General features: G+C 73.3%; 14 protein-coding genes. 2 read left to right on the forward strand and 12 right to left on the reverse strand.

Features of this window, described 5'->3' with window-relative positions; all coding sequences use genetic code 11:
• Positions 1–35: 35 nt before the first annotated feature.
• From M1O15_RS25330 to M1O15_RS25375, 10 genes are all read right to left on the reverse strand, one after another.
• Positions 36–1,262 (reverse strand): cytochrome P450, encoded by a 1,227-nt coding sequence (locus M1O15_RS25330; RefSeq protein WP_248636479.1) that lies wholly within the window; start codon positions 1,260–1,262, stop codon positions 36–38.
• A gap of 200 nt (positions 1,263–1,462) precedes the next feature.
• On the reverse strand, positions 1,463–2,248 hold the full coding sequence (locus M1O15_RS25335) for a DeoR/GlpR family DNA-binding transcription regulator (protein WP_248636513.1): 786 nt from the start codon (positions 2,246–2,248) through the stop codon (positions 1,463–1,465).
• 126 nt (positions 2,249–2,374) lie between these two features.
• On the reverse strand, positions 2,375–3,244 hold the full coding sequence (locus tag M1O15_RS25340) for a class II fructose-bisphosphate aldolase (protein ID WP_248636481.1): 870 nt from the start codon (positions 3,242–3,244) through the stop codon (positions 2,375–2,377).
• Complete coding sequence (locus M1O15_RS25345) at positions 3,235–4,200, reverse strand: 1-phosphofructokinase family hexose kinase (protein WP_248636483.1); 966 nt, start codon at positions 4,198–4,200, stop codon at positions 3,235–3,237. The genes M1O15_RS25340 and M1O15_RS25345 overlap by 10 nt, the downstream gene beginning before the upstream one ends.
• Positions 4,197–5,192 (reverse strand): ROK family protein, encoded by a 996-nt coding sequence (locus tag M1O15_RS25350; protein WP_248636484.1) that lies wholly within the window; start codon positions 5,190–5,192, stop codon positions 4,197–4,199. Before M1O15_RS25350 ends, M1O15_RS25345 begins: the two co-directional genes overlap by 4 nt.
• Positions 5,185–6,072 (reverse strand): SIS domain-containing protein, encoded by an 888-nt coding sequence (locus M1O15_RS25355; protein ID WP_248636485.1) that lies wholly within the window; start codon positions 6,070–6,072, stop codon positions 5,185–5,187. The genes M1O15_RS25350 and M1O15_RS25355 overlap by 8 nt, the downstream gene beginning before the upstream one ends.
• A gap of 59 nt (positions 6,073–6,131) precedes the next feature.
• A complete protein-coding gene (locus M1O15_RS25360; RefSeq protein ID WP_248636486.1) occupies positions 6,132–6,989 on the reverse strand; it encodes a carbohydrate ABC transporter permease in 858 nt (285 codons plus the stop codon).
• A complete protein-coding gene (locus tag M1O15_RS25365) occupies positions 6,986–7,942 on the reverse strand; it encodes a carbohydrate ABC transporter permease (RefSeq protein ID WP_248636487.1) in 957 nt (318 codons plus the stop codon). Before M1O15_RS25365 ends, M1O15_RS25360 begins: the two co-directional genes overlap by 4 nt.
• 136 nt (positions 7,943–8,078) lie before the next feature.
• Positions 8,079–9,341 carry an extracellular solute-binding protein gene (locus tag M1O15_RS25370; protein ID WP_248636488.1) on the reverse strand — a complete coding sequence of 421 codons (1,263 nt, stop codon included), beginning with the start codon at positions 9,339–9,341 and terminating at the stop codon, positions 8,079–8,081.
• Positions 9,342–9,625: 284 nt separating this feature from the next.
• A complete protein-coding gene (locus M1O15_RS25375; RefSeq protein ID WP_248636489.1) occupies positions 9,626–12,367 on the reverse strand; it encodes an RICIN domain-containing protein in 2,742 nt (913 codons plus the stop codon).
• Between the two features lie 188 nt (positions 12,368–12,555).
• On the opposite strand from M1O15_RS25375, the gene M1O15_RS25380 reads away from it, so the two are divergent.
• Positions 12,556–12,729, forward strand: coding sequence for a hypothetical protein (locus tag M1O15_RS25380; protein ID WP_248636490.1), 174 nt, complete (start codon positions 12,556–12,558; stop codon positions 12,727–12,729).
• An 85-nt stretch (positions 12,730–12,814) separates the two neighbouring features.
• Here M1O15_RS25380 and M1O15_RS25385 read toward each other — a convergent pair whose 3' ends face one another.
• Complete coding sequence (locus M1O15_RS25385) at positions 12,815–16,072, reverse strand: RHS repeat-associated core domain-containing protein (RefSeq protein WP_282577244.1); 3,258 nt, start codon at positions 16,070–16,072, stop codon at positions 12,815–12,817.
• A 579-nt stretch (positions 16,073–16,651) separates the two neighbouring features.
• Here M1O15_RS25385 and M1O15_RS25390 point away from each other — a divergent pair.
• A complete protein-coding gene (locus tag M1O15_RS25390) occupies positions 16,652–17,026 on the forward strand; it encodes a hypothetical protein (protein WP_248636492.1) in 375 nt (124 codons plus the stop codon).
• A gap of 397 nt (positions 17,027–17,423) precedes the next feature.
• On the opposite strand, the gene M1O15_RS31510 is transcribed toward M1O15_RS25390, so the two are convergent.
• Positions 17,424–17,558 (reverse strand): hypothetical protein, encoded by a 135-nt coding sequence (locus tag M1O15_RS31510; protein ID WP_282577231.1) that lies wholly within the window; start codon positions 17,556–17,558, stop codon positions 17,424–17,426.
• Positions 17,559–17,560 lie beyond the last annotated feature (2 nt).

A 17,560-nucleotide genomic window follows, 5' to 3' on the forward strand; every position in this document is an offset into this window, starting at 1 on the left:
CGTGCCTTCTCGGGGTCCTCCCGGGGCTCCCGGCCTCAGGCGCGTGCGGGGGTGAACCGCACCGGCAGGGAGGCCGGGCCCCGGGTGAAGACGCCCTGCTCCGCCGGGGTGAAGCCGTCGGCGAGGCGCAGGTCGGGCATGGCGTCCAGGAGCTGGTCGACGCCGGTCTCGACCTCGGCCTTGGCCAGCAGGGCGCCGACGCAGAAGTGCCGGCCGAGGGCGAAGGCCAGGTGGTCGGCGGCGGCCGAGAACGCCGTGGTGGTGGTGAGGTCCTCGCGGAAGAGGTCGAAGCGGTCGGGGTCGCGGTAGCGCTCCGCGTCGCGGTTGGCGGAGCCGATCAGGCAGGTGACGGTGGCGCCGGCGGGTATGCTGCCGCCGCTGAGGGCGACCTCGGTGGCGGACTGCCGCATGATCATGTGGACCGGCGGGGTGTACCGCAGGGTCTCCGCGAAGGCCCGGGGGATCAGGCTCCGGTCGGCGCGGACGGCGGCGAGCTGGTCGGGGTGGCTCAGCAGGTTGGCGAAGATGCCGGCGATCGCCTTGTCGGTGGTCTCGCCGCCGGCGGCCAGCAGCAGGCTGCAGAACGCCCTGATCTCCTCGTCGCTCATCCGGACGCCGTCGATCTCGGCCGCGCACAGCGTGGAGAGCAGGTCGTCGCCGAGGGCGTCGCGGCGGGCGCGGATGATCGGCATCATGTACGCGGTGAACTCGACCCGGGTCCGCTCCCCCGCCTCGGTCACCGCGGGGTCGGCCGACAGGTTGCCGAGGAAGGCGACGACGGCGGTGTACCAGCGGTGGAACCGGGCGTGGTCGGCCTTGTCCAGGCCCAGCATGTCGACGATGACGTTGACCGGGAAGCGGGTGGCGTAGTCGGCGACCAGGTCGGCCGAGCCGCGGTCCCGGAAGGCGTCGATCAGCTCGCGGGAGTTGCGCTCGATGACGGGCAGGAACTTCTCCTGAAGCTCCGCGCCCCGGAAGGCGGGGGCGACCAGGGCCCGGCGCACGGCGTGCTCCCGGCCGCTGAGCTGGATGATCGTCTTGCCGTGGACGGGTTCGAGCTGCCAGTCGTAGTTGTCGGTGGTGAACTCGCCCTTGCGGTCCTTGAAGACGTACTCCACGTCCTCGTACCGCGAGACGATGTAGCTCCGGGTCGGCTCGTGCCAGATGAGCGGCGCGCTCTCGCGCATCGCCCGGTACGCCGGGTAGGGATCCGCGGCGAACTCGGCCGAGAGGATGTCGGGCACCTGCTGCGCGGTGGACATGAGGCTCCCATCGGATCAGTAACCGACTGCGTTCGGACAGCGACCGATCATTCCATGAGCCAATCCGGCCTGGCGACCCCTCAGTTGGCCGACGATCGACCCTGGCCGAAACCCGCGCCCCGTCCTGGGGCCCGGTGCGCCCGGGCGCCGTCCCTGGCCGAAACCCGCGCCCCGTCCCCGGCCCCTTCCGCCGCGAGCCGTCAGACCCGGACGACCTCGACGTCGCGGCCGGTGAACCGGTCCGCCACGTCCTCGGGGACCTCCCGGTCGGTGACGATCCGGGAGATGTCGGCGGTGGGGCAGACCTGGGCGAAGGCGCGGCGGCCGAGCTTGGTGGAGTCCGCCACGACCACGACCTGTTCGGCGCGTTCGGCGATGGCCCGGTTCACCATGGCCTCGCCCTCGTCGTGGCAGGCCGCCCCGAAGTCGGGGTGCACGGCGTTCACCCCGAGGATGGCGTAGTCCAGGCTGAGGTGGCCGAGCACCGCCGCGGCGAACGCGCCGGTGAGTTCGTAGGAGTTGGAGCGGGCCACTCCCCCGATGACCACCGTCTTGATGTGCGGCCGCACGGCGAGCTCGTTGGCGATGTTGATGGCGTTGGTGACGATGGTCAGCGCCTCGCCGGGGCCGCGCTCGCTCAGGTCGGCGCGTACGGCCAGTTCCCGGGCCACCTCGCTGGTGGTGGTGCCGCCGTTGAGGCCGACGATGGCGCCCGGCGGGATCGCCTCGGCCGCCGCCCGGGCGATCCGCTGCTTCTCGTCGGCACGGCGGGAGGTCTTGTAGCGCAGCGGCAGGTCGTAGGAGACGGCCCCGGCCACCGCGCCGCCCCGCGTACGGGTCAGCAACTGCTGGCGGGCCAGCTCGTCCATGTCCCGGCGCACCGTGGCCTGGGAGGCGCCCAGGCGCTCGACGGCGTCGGTGACGGAGAGGCTTCCCTCCTCGGCGAGCACCTCCAGCAGCCGGGTCCACCTCTCGTGCGCCTTCATGCCGTCCCCCTCGTTGCCCGTCCCGTGCCGCTCGCGGGCGCCGTCCGATGCCCCGCGGGAGAACATCTTCGCTCACCAGGCGTGTTCGGTGACACCCGGCCCGGCGGCGCGGGAGGGCGCGGGCGCTCAGGCGGTGGCGGTGTCCGCCCGGGCCACCACCTCCAACAGCCGGACGACCGCCGTCGCCATGGCGGCCCGGCCGGCGCCCAGATAGCGGCGGGGGTCGACGGCCTCGGGGTGCCGGTCGAGGTGCTCGCGTACGGCGGCGGTGAGCGCCACGTTGAGCGCGGTGCCGATGTTGACCTTGGCGATGCCCGCGCGGATGGCGCGGCCCAGCTCGCCGTCGGGCACCCCGGAGGAACCGTGCAGCACCAGCGGCACCTCCAGCGCGGCACGCAGCCCGGCCAGCAAGCCATGGTCCAGCACCGCGTCCCGGGAGGTCATGGCGTGGGAGCTGCCGACGGCGACGGCCAGGGCGTCCACCCCGGTCTCGGCCACATACCGGACGGCCTCGGCGGGATCGGTACGGGCGCCCGGGGCGTGCGCGTCCAGCGGCGGCCGCCCGTCCTTGCCGCCGACCTCGCCCAGCTCCGCCTCCAGCCACAGGCCGTTGCGGTGCGCCCAGTCGGCGGCCCGGCGCGTGGCCTGGACATTGGCCGCGTACGGCAGATGGGCCGCGTCGAACATCGCGGAGGAGAACCCGGCGTCGGCGGCCCGGTGCAGCAGCCCCTCGTCCGTGACATGGTCGAGGTGCAGGGCGGCCTCCGCTCCGCTTTGGAGCGCGCAGTGCGCGGCGGCGGTGGTGAGCGGGGTGAGCCGGCCGCCCCGGTAGGCGACGGCGTTCTCGCTGATCTGGAGGATCACCGGCCGGTCGGCGCTCTCGGCGCCGTCGAGTACGGCCTCGACGTGTTCGAGGGTGATGACGTTGAAGGCGGCGACGGCCTGGCCGTGGGCGGCGGCGCGGTCGACGAGTGCGCGGGTGGTGCTCAGGGGCATGGGGCGGTCCTTGGTCGGGAGGGTTCGGGTAGCCGGGTGACGACGACGGCGGGCCGCAGCTCCCGGTGGGCCTGCGGATCGAAGGCGCCGGCGTGGCGGGTGAGGACGGTGGCGGCGGAGAGCGCGACGGCGTCGGCGAGCAGTTCCGGCCAGGGGGTGCCGTCGGCGAGCCCGGCGGCCAGTGCGGCGACGGCGGAGTCCCCGGCGCCGGTGGGGTTGCGGCCGGCCGGACCGGCGGCGGGCAGCGGACGGCTCAGCCGCGCCCGCCAGCTGCCCTGCGGGGTGACCGCGAGGAGCCCGTCGGCGCCCAGAGAGGCCACCACGGCGGTGCCGGTGTCCCCGGCCAGGGTCCGGGCGGCGGCGAGCGGGTCGTCCAGGCCGGTGGTCTCGGCCAGCTCGGCGGCGTTGGGCTTGACGACGGCGGGCCCGGCCGGCAGGGCGGCGAGCAGCGCCTTGCCCGAGGTGTCGAGCACCACCGGTACGCGGTGGGCGGCGGCCAGTTCGGTCAGGCTCCGGTAGGCGTGGCCGGGCAGGCCGGGCGGGAGGCTGCCCGCCAGCGTCAGCGCCCGGGCCCCGGGCAGCAGCTCCGCGACCGCCGCGCGCAGGGCGCCGAAGTCCGCCGGGTCCAGCCGGGGCCCGGGCTCGTTCAGCACCGTGGCGTCCCCGTCGTGCACCAGGGTGAGGGTGCGCCGGGTGGAGCCATGGGCCAGGGGGACGGCCCGGTGGCGGATGCCGCTACGGGCCAGATCGGCGCGGAGGAGGTCGCCGGTGGGGCCGCCGAGCGGGAGGACCGCGGTGGCGGGTCGGCCGAGCGCGGTGAGCACCCTGGCGGTGTTGACGCCCTTGCCGCCGGCCTGTTCGTGCACCTCGGCCACCCGGTGGCTGGTGTGCGGGCGCAGGGTGTCCAGCCGGTGGGTGATGTCCAGCGCCGGGTTGGGGGTGACGGTGATGATCACGCGACCCGCTCCCGCGGAGCGCGGCTCCCCGGCGGTCCGGCGTCGGCGGAGTGGTGGCCGGAGTCGTCGGCGAGCAGGCGCAGGGCGTGCAGGGCGGCGCCGAGGCAGCCGGCCCGGTCGCCGAGCTGCGCGGGCTCGACCCTGGGGGCCCGCCCCAGCAGGGCCCGGTCGCGCAGGGCGGCGCGCAGCGGGTCGAAGAGCTGCGGGCCGGAGCGGGCCAGTCCGCCGCCCAGGACGAGGAGTTCGGGGTCGAGCAGGGTGGTGGCGCACAGCAGGGTGTCGGCCAGCACGTCGACGGCCTCGTCCCAGACCAGCCGGGCGGCCTTCTCCCCGGCCGCGGCCCGCCGGGCGACCTCGGCGGCGTCGGCCCGCCGCCCGGTGGCCAGGGCGTAGCGGTCGGCGACCGCCGCGGCGGAGGCGTAGGTCTCGGCGCAGCCCCGGCCGCCGCAGCCGCAGCGCCGGCCGCCGGTCCGCACCCGCAGATGGCCGATCTCCCCGGCGGCCAGGTGGGCCCCGGCCTCGGCGTGTCCGTCGGTCATCACGGCGGCGGCGATGCCGGTGCCGAGCGGGACGAAGAGGAAGCGGCGGTGGCCGCGGCCGGCGCCCAGTTCGGCCTCGGCGAGGCCGCCGGCCCGTACGTCGTGGGCGACCGCGCAGGGCAGCCCGGTGCGCTCGGTGACCAGGTCCCGGAAGGGGACGTTTCGCCAGCCGATGCTGGTGGAGCGGACCGCGGTGCCGGTGTGCTCGTCCACGATGCCGGGCAGGGCCAGGCCCACGGCCGCGATGCGCAGCCCGGTGCGCATCGCGTCCCGGTGGTGGCCGGCGACCGCGTCCAGGACGGTCCGCACCACGGCCTCGGGCCCCGCCTCGCGTCCGGTGGGCAGCCGGCTCGCGGAGACCGTCCGGGCGGCGCGGTCGGTGACGGCGAGCTTGATGCCGGTGCCGCCCACGTCCACGGCGAGGACATGGGCGGGCCGGGGCTGCTCAGTCATCGGCGAGGACGACCGAGCGGGTGAGGTTGCGGGGCTCGTCGGGGTCGAGCCCGCGGCTGGTGGCCAGGGCGGCGGCGAGGCGCTGGACGCGGACGAGTTCGGCCAGCGGGTCCAGGGTGCCGCCGCCGATCCAGCGCGCCCCGGTGGCGGCCACGTCGTCCGCCAGCCCCTCGGGCGCCGGGCCCAGCGACCAGGTCACCGTGTCCGGCGCGGCGATGCTGATCGGCCCGTGGCGGTACTCCATGGCCGGGTAGGACTCGGTCCAGGCGCGGGCCGCCTCCCGCATCTTCAGCGCCGCCTCATGGGCCAGCCCCACGCTCCAGCCCTGGCCGAGGAAGGTGAACTGGCCGCACTCCAGCAGCCCCGGGTCGATGACCTCCGCCAGTGCCCGCCGGGCGTCGGCCTCCACCCGGGCGGTGTGCAGGCCCAGGCCGGCGCGGAGGAAGGTGAGCGCGGTGGTGGCGAACCGGGTCTGCACCACCGAGCGTTCGTCGGCGAAGTCCAGCACCACGAGGTGGTCGGCGGCGGTGGCGACGGGGGTGTGCGGGTCGGCGGTGACCGCCAGCGTGGGTGCGGCGCCGGACAGCCGGGCCAGCAGGGCCAGCACCTCGGTGGTGGTGCCCGAGCGGGTCAGGGCGACCACCCGGTCGTAGCGGCGGCCGAGCGGGAACTCCGAGGCGGGGAAGGCGTCGGTCTCGCCCAGTCCGGCGCCCTCGCGCAGCGCGGCGTACGCCTGGGCCATGAACAGCGAGGTGCCGCAGCCGGTGACGGCGACGCGCTCGCCCGGCCGGGGCAGCCCCGCGGGCCGGGAGTCGGCCAGGGCCGCGGCCCTCTGCCAGCACTCGGGCTGGCTGGCGGTCTCGGTGTCGATGTGCGGCACGCTCGGCTCCTCTCGGTCCGGCCGGTGGCCGGTGTGGCGGTACGGGTACGGGGTGGGGGTCACTTGACGGACCCGGCGGTCAGCCCCGAGACGACATGGCGCTCGATGCAGGCGAAGAGCACGATCACCGGGACGATGGCGACGACCGAGCCGGCGAACAGGTAGTTCCACTGGACCGTGTAGTTGCCGACGAAGTTGTTGATGCCGACGGTGAGCGGCTGGCTGTCGGGGACGGTGGTCAGCCGCAGCCCCATCACGAACTCGTTCCAGGCGGAGATGAAGGTGAAGATCAGGGCGGTGACCACCCCGGGCAGCGCCAGCGGCAGGGTGATCCGGCGCAGCGCGCCGAACCGGCCCAGCCCGTCGACCTGCGCGGCCTCTTCGAGGGCCACGGGGATGGAGCCGATGTAGGCGGTGAGGATCCACACCGCGAACGCCAGGTTGAAGGCGGCGTTGCAGAGGATCAGGGTCCAGACCGAGTTGAGCATGTCGAGCTGGTGGAACTGCCGGTAGAGGCCGACCAGCAGCGAGGTGGGCTGGAACATCTGGGTGACCAGCACCAGCAGCAGGAAGGTGGTGCGGCCGCGGAAGCGGTGCCGGGCGGTGTGGTACGCGGCGGGCAGGGCGACCAGCAGGACCAGCACGGTGGAGCCGGCGGCGACCAGCAGGGTGACCTGGAGGTTGGCGCCGAGGGTGGAGTCGGTCCAGACCTTGACCAGGTTGGACCAGGCGAACCCGCCGGGCAGGTAGGTGGCGTCGCGCAGCTGGTCGGCCGGGCGCAGCGCGGTGACGACCATCTCGGCGTACGGCAGCAGGAAGAAGGCGGCGAGCAGCCAGGCGGTGGCGGCGAGCGCGGCGGTACGGGGGCGCAGCCCGCGCCGGGCCCGGCGGACCGGGGCGGTGGCGGTGGCGGTCATCGGGCGTCGTCCTCCTGGAAGCGGCTGACCTTCAGGAAGACCAGCACCAGCAGCACGATGAGGCCGAAGTTGACCACCGACATGGCCGCGGACTCGCCGATGTCGGTGTTCATGAGCTGGTAGGCGAAGACGGTGGTGGTGGCGGTGTCGCTGTCCGGGCCGCCCTGGGTCATGCCCCAGATGACCGGGAAGGAGTTGAAGACGTTGATGAGGTTAATTACCAGGGCGACCAGCAGGGCGGGCCGCAGCAGCGGCAGGGTGATGCGCCGGTAGGTCTGCCAGGGGCCGCTGCCGTCGACGGTGGCCGCCTCGTACACTTCGGCGGGGATGGTCTGGAGCCCGGCCAGCAGGGTGTACGTGGTGAAGGGCAGCGAGACGAACACGGCGACCAGCACCATCCAGGGCCGGGCGGTGGCCGGGTCGCCGAGCCAGTCGCGGGGGCCGGACGTCAGGCCGAGGTCGGTGAGCGCGGTGTTGAGGACGCCGGCGGTGCGGTCCAGCATCCACTTGAAGCCGATGGCGGTCATCAGCACCGAGGCGGCCCACGGGGCGATCAGCGCCCAGCGGGTGATCCGGCGGCCGGGGAAGTCCTGGTGGAACAGCTGGGCCAGGCCGAGCGAGAGCAGCAGGGTGAGGCCGACGACGGTGAGCGTCCACACCAGGGTCCAGCCGATGACGGCGCCGAGGTCCGGCTCGGCGAACAGCTTGCGGTACTTGTCCAGTCCGGCGTCGCCGCGGACGAAGCCGCTGGTGCTGATGCGCAGGGTGGAGGTGCGGACCATCTCGTAGACCGGCCAGAGCACGACCAGGACGATCAGGGCGATGGCCGGGCCGATCCACGGCAGCGGATGGTCGGCGAGGGACCGGCGGGGCCGGCGCGGGCGCCGCCGGGGGCGGGCCGGGGGCGGTTCGTCCGCCCGCGGCTGCGGCCGGACGGCGGTACTGGCGGTCACGGATGGCGCCTTCCACGGGGAGCGGTACGGGGAGCGGGGGCGGGGCTCGCGGCCGGACGGGGCCGGGTCCGGGGCCGGGTCCGGGGCCGGCCGGTCAGGGTGCCGGCCCCGGGGTCGCTGGGGCGGGGTGCGGGGCCTACCTGTCGGCGGCCGCGGCCTCCGCCTTCTTCTGGAGGTCGCCGAGGACGGCGGCCGGGTCGTCCTTCACCGCGCTGCCGCCGCTCTTCTTGATCTCGGCGGACACCGCGTCCCAACTGGTGTCGCCCAGCGGGTAGAAGACGGCGGAGGGCAGCAGCGCGAAGAACGGCTCCAGGTCCTTGTGCCTGCCGCTGCCCTGCATCTCGTCCAGGGTGTCCTGGGTGACGGGCATCAGGTTGTACCGCTCGTCGAACGCCAGGGTGTTCTCCTTGGCGTAGGCGAAGTCCAGGAACTTCCGGATCTCCTCGCGGTGGCCGTTGTCCTTGAAGGCCATCATCCAGTCGGCCACGCCGAGGGTGGACTTCAGCGGCCCGCCCTTGCCCGGGATGGCGGTGACGCCGTAGTCCACCTTGCCCTCCTTGGCCATCTCGATCAGCGAGGGGTGGCCGTTGAGCATGGCCGCCTTGCCGGCGGCGAAGTCGGCGAAGGCCGTCTTGCGGTCGGTGGCCGCGGGGTTGGCGTAGGTGAGTCCGGGATCGACCAGGTTCTTCCGCAGCCAGCCGAAGGTCTCCACGTTGGCCTTGCTGTCCAGGGTGTACGCACCCGAACCGTTGGTCGGCCCGCCGCCGTTGCCGAGCTGCCAGATCATGCTCTCGCCCTGCGCCTCCTCGGGGCCGAGCGGCAGCGCGTACGGGGTGACGCCGGGCACCTCGGCCTTGACCTTCTCGGCGGCGGCGCGGACCTCCGCCCAGGAGGTGGGCGGCTTGGCCACCCCTGCCTTGCGCAGGATCTCCTTGTTGTAGAAGAACGCGCGGGCGGAGGAGACGAAGGGTATGCCGTACTGCGTCCCGTCGACCTCGCCGGCCTTGGCGAAGCTGTCGATGAGGTTGGCCTTGGTGGAGACGGAGAGCACCTCGTCGGCCTTGTAGAGCAGGTCGTCGGCGACCTTGTCGGCGTACCCGCCGGTCTGGAGCAGGTCGGGGACGTTGCCGCTCTGCAGCATGGTCCGCACATGCTTGTCGATGTCGTTCCAGTTGACCACCTGGACGTCGACCGTGATGTCCGGGTTCTCCTTCTCGAAGGCCCGGGCGACGCCGTCCCAGTAGCCCTTGGAGCTGTTGGACGCCTTGTCGCCGTAGTCGGCGGCCACCAGGGTCAGCGTGCCGTCGCCCGCGTCACCGGAGGAGGCGCCGGAGCACGCCGACAGGGTCAGGGCCAGACAGAGGCCGGCGGCGGACAGGGTGAGGGTGCGTCGGTTCATGGCGCTCTCCGCTGGTTCGACGAGGGAAGCGAGCACGGGGCGGAGTCTCCAGGAGCGCGTTGATGCACGAGCGTCACGATCCGGCCCACATTTTGATTCGATGTGCTTCGTTCAAGCGTGTGTGAATCATAAACACTCATCCGACGGTGTGACCAGAGCAGAACAGCGGATTTCCGGCCGGGAAACGGGGCCGGGGCGCACACGCCGCACGGCCCAGGCGCCCACGGCGAAGGGCCCGCCGATGGGCGGGCCCTTCCCTCCTCAGGCCGGGTGTCGCGATGGGGTCAGTTCAGTCGCCAGCGCTGGGTGGCCGCTCCGGTGCCGGTGGTCTGGATCAGGCCCGCGCCGCTGGAGGACGAGGCGGGGGCGAGGAGGAGTCCGCTGTGCTGGGCCTTGATCTGGTAGCCCTCGCCGTCGCGGGTGATCCGCCATTTCTGGTTGGCGTTGCCCGTGCAGGTGTACTGGACGACGGCCGCCCCGGAGGTGGTGGCGCTGCCGGTGACGTCGGCGCACAGCCCGCTGAGCTGGTTGCGCAGCCGGTAGGTGCCGTCGGCGTCGGCGCTGATCTCCCATTTCTGGTTGGCGTTGCCGGTCGGCGACCACTGGATGAGCTGGGTGCCGGCGGTGGTGGAGCTGTTGGGTACGTCGGCGGCGAGCGACGTACCGTCGTTGACCAGCGAGAAGGTGCCCGTCACCGGGTCGGCCGAGCCGCCGGGGATGGCCTTCGGGGTGGGCAGCGCGGCACCGGAGACGGTCACGGAGAAGGCCGAGGAGGTCGACTGGGTGCCGGCCTTGACCCGGAGGACTCCGGAGCGGTCGGCGCTGTCGAAGAACCAGCCGGTGGCGGCGGCGTCGAAGGCGGCGCGGGTGGTGTGGCGGGTCAGCGCGGTGGAGCCGAGCGCGACCGAGGAGGGCGCCGAGGCCAGGTGGACCTCCATCTCGTAGGCGCGGCTCGCCTGCTTGCCGGTGAAGGTGCCCACCGAGGCGCCCACGTCGACCCTGACCGTGCCGGTGCCGCTCGCCGGGGCGGTCACGGTGGCCTTCTGCCGGGCGGAGGCGCCGTTCTGGTGGGCGCGGGTGACGCCGTCGTCCTCGTACAGCTCGAACGAGGAGGTGCCGCGCGGGTAGACGTCGAAGGTGATCGGGGTCTTCGGCTTCTCGCCGGTGTGGTTCATCGCGGGCTGCATGGGCACGATGGAGCCGGACTTGACGAAGAGCGGCAGCCGGTCGAGCGGGGCGCTGTAGCCGTTGAAGGTGCCGGGGCCCTGGTAGACGGTGCCGGTCCAGTAGTCGGTCCAGGTGCCCTCGGGCAGGTAGATGCCGCTGCGGGTGCTGCCCGCCGAGGTGACGGGGGCGACCAGGAAGGCGTCACCGGCCATGAACTGCTGGCTGGTGGCGTTGCCTTGGGCGACCGGGTCGTTGGGGTACTCCAGGACCATGGCGCGGGTGCTCGGTACACCGGTGTCGGCGGCGACCTTGCTCATCGTGTAGAGGTAGGGCAGCAGCCGCTGGCGCAGCTTGAGGTACTTGCGGTTGATCGCGGTGTGCGCGTCGTCGAAGCGCCAGGGCTGCTTGTCCTGGTAGCCGGCGCCCGGGTTGGTGGCGCCCCAGCCGGACATGCTCATCAGCGCCGGGGTGAACGCCTTCCACTGCAGGTCGCGCGCGTAGGTGTCAGGGCTGCCGCCGAAGATGCCGTCGACGTCGCCCGCCGCGTAGTTGAGCGCGGACAGGCCCGCGCCGGTGACGGCCGGGACGTGCCAGCGCATGTTGTCCCAGTCGCCCTCGGTGTCCCCGGTCCAGACCACGGCGTTGCGCTGGGTGCCCGCCCAGCCGTCGACGGTCCAGACGAACCGGCGGGCGTCGCTGTTGTCCTCGATGCCGGCCACCGCGGACTTCACGCCCTGGAAGGCGTCGCGGTAGCCGCCGCCGACCCAGGCCACGTCGGTCTTGACCATCCGGGTGCCGGCGGTGCCGACCTCCCAGCCGATGTTCCCCAGGCTGCGCTGGGTCCACAGGCCGGTCTTGAAGCCGCGCTGGGCGAGCTGCTTGACCGTGTTCGGCAGGTCGACGTACTCGCAGCCGTAGCCGTCGTTGGGCAGGAACCAGCCGGACGGCATGTCCTTGGCGCGCGCCTGGTCGGCGTACTTCACCACGTCCGGGGTGCGCTGGTGGTCCGCCCGGTCGTGGTCGCCCTGGTAGTCGGGGCTGGAGGCGTTCCAGCAGTCCGCGTGGCCCATCTCGAAGCCGTAGATCGGGGCGAGGAACGGCTTGCCGGTGACATCGGTGTACCGGTTCAGCACGTCCTTCAGCCCCGCGCCCGCGAAGTAGACCGCGTCGAAGCGGTTCTCGTTGTGCGTGGTGGTGACGGTGGGCCCGAAGCCGTAGCTGCCGGGGGCCCAGGTGTTGCGCACCACGCCGTAGCCGGCGGTGCTCATGTAGAACGGCGCGGGGCTGGCGTTGTTGTTCTCGTTCCACTTGTTGTCGATGGCCACCGGTACGGTCTTGTCCCGCAGCGCCCACTGCCCCAGGCGCAGTCCGGTGCCGTAGAACTGCTCGGACGCCCCGCGGGCGAGCCGCTGGCGCGCCGTGCCGTCGCCCCAGGACAGGCCGGCCGACTCCTGCCAGATCAGCGTGGAGTTGTCCGCCTTGTACAGGGCGAAGCGCAGCGGGGTCTTGTACGCGCGCAGCACCACCGAGCCGGTGGCGAGGCGGTAGTGGTCACCGGCGTCGGTGGAGGTCGCCTGCACCGCGCCGAAGTCGGTCCTGGTGAGGATGTCTCCCGCGCCGGGGTCGGTGAACGAGCCGCCCGGTCCCAGCCAGATCCGGAACACGTCCGGCTTGAGGAAGCTCACCCGGACCCGGTCGGCCCCGGCCGCGAGGGTGAAGGTCGAGCCGGACTGGGTCACCGAGGTCAGGTTTCCGATGGTGGTCGTCGCGGCACTGGCGGCGGGCGGCGCCGCCAGCGCCGCCCCGGCGAGGGCCACCAGGGAGACCAGCAGCGCGATCCATCGTCTAGTTGGGGACATGACAATCCTCCACAGCAGGAGCTCGAAGATGCGCGAAACATAGGGCAGTCGCGCAACATGCCGCAAGACGCAGCCCCGAACAATCAAGAAAGCCATACCTGACGCGTACACGCCTACACCGGCGTCCGAGGGGCAGACGGATCAGCACATCGCACCGACCACACCGTTCCGCGTAAGGGAGCCGCCCCATGGCCGCCATTGCCGCCGCTGTCCTGTTCTTCGTCGCCTTCCTGATCAACGCCGCCGACATCGGCACCAACGACGTGTTCTCCTCGACCAACATCATGCTGCTCGGGCTGCTGCTCCTGGCCCTGCACGTCGCGGGGATCGGCAGCTCGCTGCGCACCGGCCGCCGGCGCTGAGCTCCCCCTCCGGGGCGCGGGAACACCAGGGCCGCCTGGCCGGAAGCACTCCGGTCAGGCGGCCCCGGGCCGTGGAACAGAGGGGTCAGAAGGTGTACTGGGCGGAGCCCGAGCACTTGCCGGTGGTACCGCCGGATTCGACCCCGACATCGCCCTCGGTACTGACGGTGCCGCTCACCGGGCCGAGGCCGCAGGAGACCTCACCGGACCAACCGGACTGGACGTCACCGCTGGACAGGCCGACGTCCACGCTGGCACCCGGCGAGCCCAGCCCGAAGGTGAGGTACCCGGACTCGTTGCCGGAGCTGTCCCCGGTGGCGCCGCCGCCGACGCAGAGCACGAAGCAGACCTCGACGCCGATGTTGCCGCTGAAGGTGCCGTGCGGGTCGATGCGGTTCATCGGGTCGCCGTCGGCGTAGAGGTAGGGGTTGGTCTCCTTCCCGGCCGGGTCGAGCTGGGTGAAGCGGCCCAGCTGCGGGTCGTAGTAGCGGGCGCCGAGGTGGTACAGGCCGCTGGGGTCGCGGTAGCCGCCGGCGAACCGGTAGGGCTGCGGGACCTGTTCGGCCGTACCGGCCCGGGGCAGCCCGGTGGGGGTGTACGCGTAGCTGTTGACCTTGTTGCCGGACTCGTCCACCACGGCGATGACCGAACCGAGCGCGTCGGTGAGGTAGTAGTAGCCGCGCCCGCCGGTGGTCACCGAGGCCAGGGTGCCGCGCGGCTCGCGGATGAACTCGGTGTCCTTGCCGCCCGTGGTCTGCCCGGACAGGCCGAGCGGGCCGTGGTGGAAGGCGGTGGAGCCCAGCCGGGTCCGCTCACTGCTGTCGGTGCTGGCGTACTGGGCGGTGTAGCGGGTGCCCGCGCTGGTCAGGTCCTTCAGCTGGTTGTGGTCGGTGTACTGCTCGGCGGTGCGCGGCAGGTCCGCGGCCGGGGCGGCGGCGGTCTCGTTGCCGGCCTTGTCGTAGGACCAGCCGGTGGTGACGCCGTTGCGGGCGGTGAGCTGGGAGGCGTCGTTGTAGCTGTACGCGGCGCCCTTGGCCGGGCAGCCCGGGGAGCTGCCCTCGGAGGTGCGGTTGCCGGCCGCGTCGTAGCAGAACTGCCAGGTGGTGCGGACGCCGTCCTGGCCGGTCTCGGCGGCGAGCGCCAGGCGCCCGGCGTCGTTGTAGCCGAAGGTGGTGCGGCTCTTGGCCAGGCGGTCGCTGCGGGCGCGGATCTTGACGCCGTCCAGGGACTGCTGCCCGGAGACATAGCCGTACTCGTAGGCGAGGTGGGAGAGGATCACTCCGGAGGGGGCGATGGCCTTGATGGCGGTGGGCCGTCCGGAGGCGTCCAGGGTCTGCTGCTGGACCGTGCCGCCCGGGTAGGTGGTGGCGGTGCGGCGGTCGTTGTCGTCGTAGCTGTAGGTGGTGTGCTTGCCGCGCGGGTCGGTCAGCTTCAGCAGCCGGTCGGCGGCGTCCCAGGCGTAGGCGGTGGTGCCGCCGGGGTCCTTGTAGGTCTCCACGTTGCCGTCGGCGGTGTACGCCAGGATGGTCTGGGAGCCGTCTTGGAGGGTGCGGACGGTCTCCCGGCTGAGCGCGTCGAACTGGTAGCGCTGGGTGCCGGTGGTGTCGGTACGGGTGGTGAGGTTGCCGTCGCCGTCGTAGGCGTAGATGACCGCGGCGCCGCCGCCGGAGGTGTCCACCTTCACCACCCGGTCCCGCTTGTCGTAGCTGTAGGTGGCCTTGACCCCGCGGCCGTCGGTGACGGTCGCGGTGCGGCCGAGGCTGTCGTAGGTGTACGTGGTCCTGCCCAGCGGGGCGGGCGGGGTGGCGCTCTCCAGGTTGCCCTGGGCGTCGTAGCGGAACTCCGTCTTCTTGCCGTTGCCGTCGGTGGCGGTGCAGGTCTGGCCCTGGAAGCCGCCGCAGCGCGGGCTCGCCTCGTTGTAGGCGAAGGTGCGGGTGCCGCCGCCGCTGCCGGGGGTGGAGACGGAGAGGGTGTTGCCGGCCGCGTCGTAGGCGAACTCGGTCTTCTGCCCGTCGGCGCTGGTGGTGCTGGTGGGCCGCTCGGCTCCGGCGACGGTCTGCCAGCTGCCGCTGGCGGTGGCGCCGGTGGGGAGCTTGGCGGAGGTGGGGTTGTTGCGGGCGTCCCAGCCGTAGGTGGTGACATTGGCGCCGGGGCCGCCGTTGCCGGTGCCCATGGCGTCGGTGGCGGTCTGCAGCAGCCGGTTGAGGTAGGTGGCCGCCCGGACGTGGTTCAGCGGGTCGATGGCCTTGGTCACCTCGCCGTCCGCGTTGTGCTCGTAGCGGGTGGCGTGGCCCAGCGGGTCGGTGACCGTGGTGGTGCCGGCCTCCAGCGCCCCGGCCGCGCTGTACGCGTAGCGGTGGGTGGGGCCGGTGCCGCCGCCGCTCTCGGCGTACCGCCGCACCGAGGTGACCCGGTCGGCGGCGTCGTAGGTGAAGGCGGTGGAGCGGCCCTCGGAGGTGGTCAGCCGGGTGAGCCGGCCGTCGCCGTCATAGGCGTACCCCACCGACTTCCCGGCGGTGTCGGTGGTACGGGTGAGGTTGCCGTGGTCGGCCGAGAGCTCGTAGACGGCGGTGCGCCCGGTGTGGTCCTTCGCCTCCCAGCGGGTGGCGGTGGGGTGGGTGAGGTCGATCCAGCGGCCGGAGCGGGTCTCGGTGAGCTTGAAGCCGGCGGCCCCGCCGGCGGAGGTGGTGTGGGCGGTGACCGTGGTGGTGCCGCCGTTGCGGTCGCTGACCTTGGTGAGCCGGCCCGCCGCGTCATAGGTGTCGGCCGCCCCGGAGCCGCGCTCGGTGAGGGTGTGGGTGCCGTCCGCGTTCTTCTTCAGGTCCAGCGAGTAGCCGGCCGGGGTGGTGTAGCCGCCGTCGGCCTGGCGGGTGAACTCGACGGTGGAGCCGGTCTGGTCGTGGTGGACCACCGCGTGGGGCCCGGCGGATCCGCTGAGGTCCAGCGAGCGTTCCCAGCCGAGCCACCAGGGGCGGCTGACCTGGCCCACCGGCGCGTCGAAGGAGTTGTAGGTGCGGGTCAGCTGGAGCCGGGTGCCGACGCCCGCGAGATCGACGTCGGTGGCCGCCAGCATCAGGTTGCCGGTGGAGTAGTCGACCCGGGCCACCAGGGCGTCGGTGACCCGGAAGTCGGCGATCCGGTGCCAGGGCACCTGGCCCTGTCCGCGCGGGACATACGCCGCGGTACGGGAGTCCCCGCCGTCCCCGGACCGGGGCGCGGGCCGCACCCGGCCGGTGCGCAGCCGCTCCAGCGCCCGCTGCCGCCAGTCGCGTTCGGCGGCCGAGGGGGCGGCGGAGGGCAGGCTGCGGGGCGGGGTGGTGGAGCCGGCGCGCACCGGGGGCATGGCCGCCCGGCCGTGGTCGCCCCAGTGCGACCCGCCGGGAGCGGGCGGCGGCGACGGCTCGGCGGCCGCGATCGGGACGGCGGTGGCGCACAGGGCGAGGGCGCCGAGCAGCGCGGCCAGCAGCCGGCCGGAGCGGTGCGCGGTGGGACGCCCGGGGCTTCCGGGCGTGCGGATGGGTGACACGTTCCCCCCATGTCTGGAGCTGCCTGAGTCGTGCCCGAGCCGACCACCCGTCAGACCGGCGGACCGCCGCACCCGAACACGCGGACGAGCTGCGGACACACCCGGTCCGGATCGGCTCCCGGCGCCGGGCGGTGCCCAATCTGGCACGCGGCCCGCGGCGCCGCAGGGGTGGACCCGCCCCACTGTTTCCGTATGACACCGATCCCGCCAACCGCCAGCAGCGCGTACGGCGTTGCCGCACCTCCGGCAACCCGGTGAGCTGCCGCCACGGCTCGTACAGGTGTGCGCCAAGTCGGCGGGATCAAGCTCCCGGAGCTGTCGCCTCCGCTCTCGGCCACCCGGTAGAACGGTCAGCGGCCGAAGCCCCCACCCCCACCTCACCCCTGGAGCAGCACCATGCGTACGTCCGCGTTCGCCGCCGCCACCGCCGGCGCCGTCATCCTCCTGGGCGCGGTCTCGGCGCCCACCGCCCTGGCCGAACCCGACCCCTCCGGCTGCCCGAAGGAGAACTTCTGCGTCTACGCGGGCGAGGGCCAGACCGGCGCCGTGGCCCTCCGGGTCACCGACAACTGGACCGGAAGCGTCTCGGGCCAGTCGGTCTTCAACAACGGCATCCCCTACCCCGACGCCGACCACATCCAGCTGACCTGGACCTACAACGGCGGCACCTGGGAACGCTGCCTGCACTACAACCCGGGCCCCGGGGAGTACAAGCTCGACTTCGCCCCCGGGGTGACCTTCACCAAGGTGGTCTGGCGCGGGGAGTGCTAACCGGGGGAACCGCGGGATGCGCTGGACGGGTGCGGCCCGGCGGTTGGTGCGGCGGGTGATCAGCCGGGTCTTTTGGCAGGAGGGCGCCGCGCGGGGGACCCCCGTACCGCCGCGACGGCGCCCGCCTGCCTGCCTGTGTGCCTCCCGATACGACGACGGCCCAGGTGAGGCGCGTCGGCATCGGTTACAGTGGGCCGCTGCGACAGCGGCGCCACCCCCGGTGCGGGGCGGGCGCGAGGCGGTGGGAACGACACCCCGGCCCGGCCTCCCCTCCCCGGTCCGAACTCCCCGTCCCACGCGCTCGAACACCAGGTCACCGCATATCGGAGAGTCCGCTGAACCGCTCGAACCAGAACGATCACGACGGTATACGCGCGGGTGCGGCACGGCCGAGGGCTCACGACGCCATCCACAGGGCGCCTGACGCCACCGCCGCCTCCCGGCCCGCCGGGCCGGCGGCCGGTTCCGCGAGCGGCCCCGAGGCGTCCACGACGGTCACCGCCCATCCGGGGACGACGCCCTCCGCCTTCACCC

The organism is Streptomyces lichenis (assembly GCF_023218175.1).
In the GTDB taxonomy this organism is placed as follows: domain Bacteria; phylum Actinomycetota; class Actinomycetes; order Streptomycetales; family Streptomycetaceae; genus Streptomyces; species Streptomyces lichenis.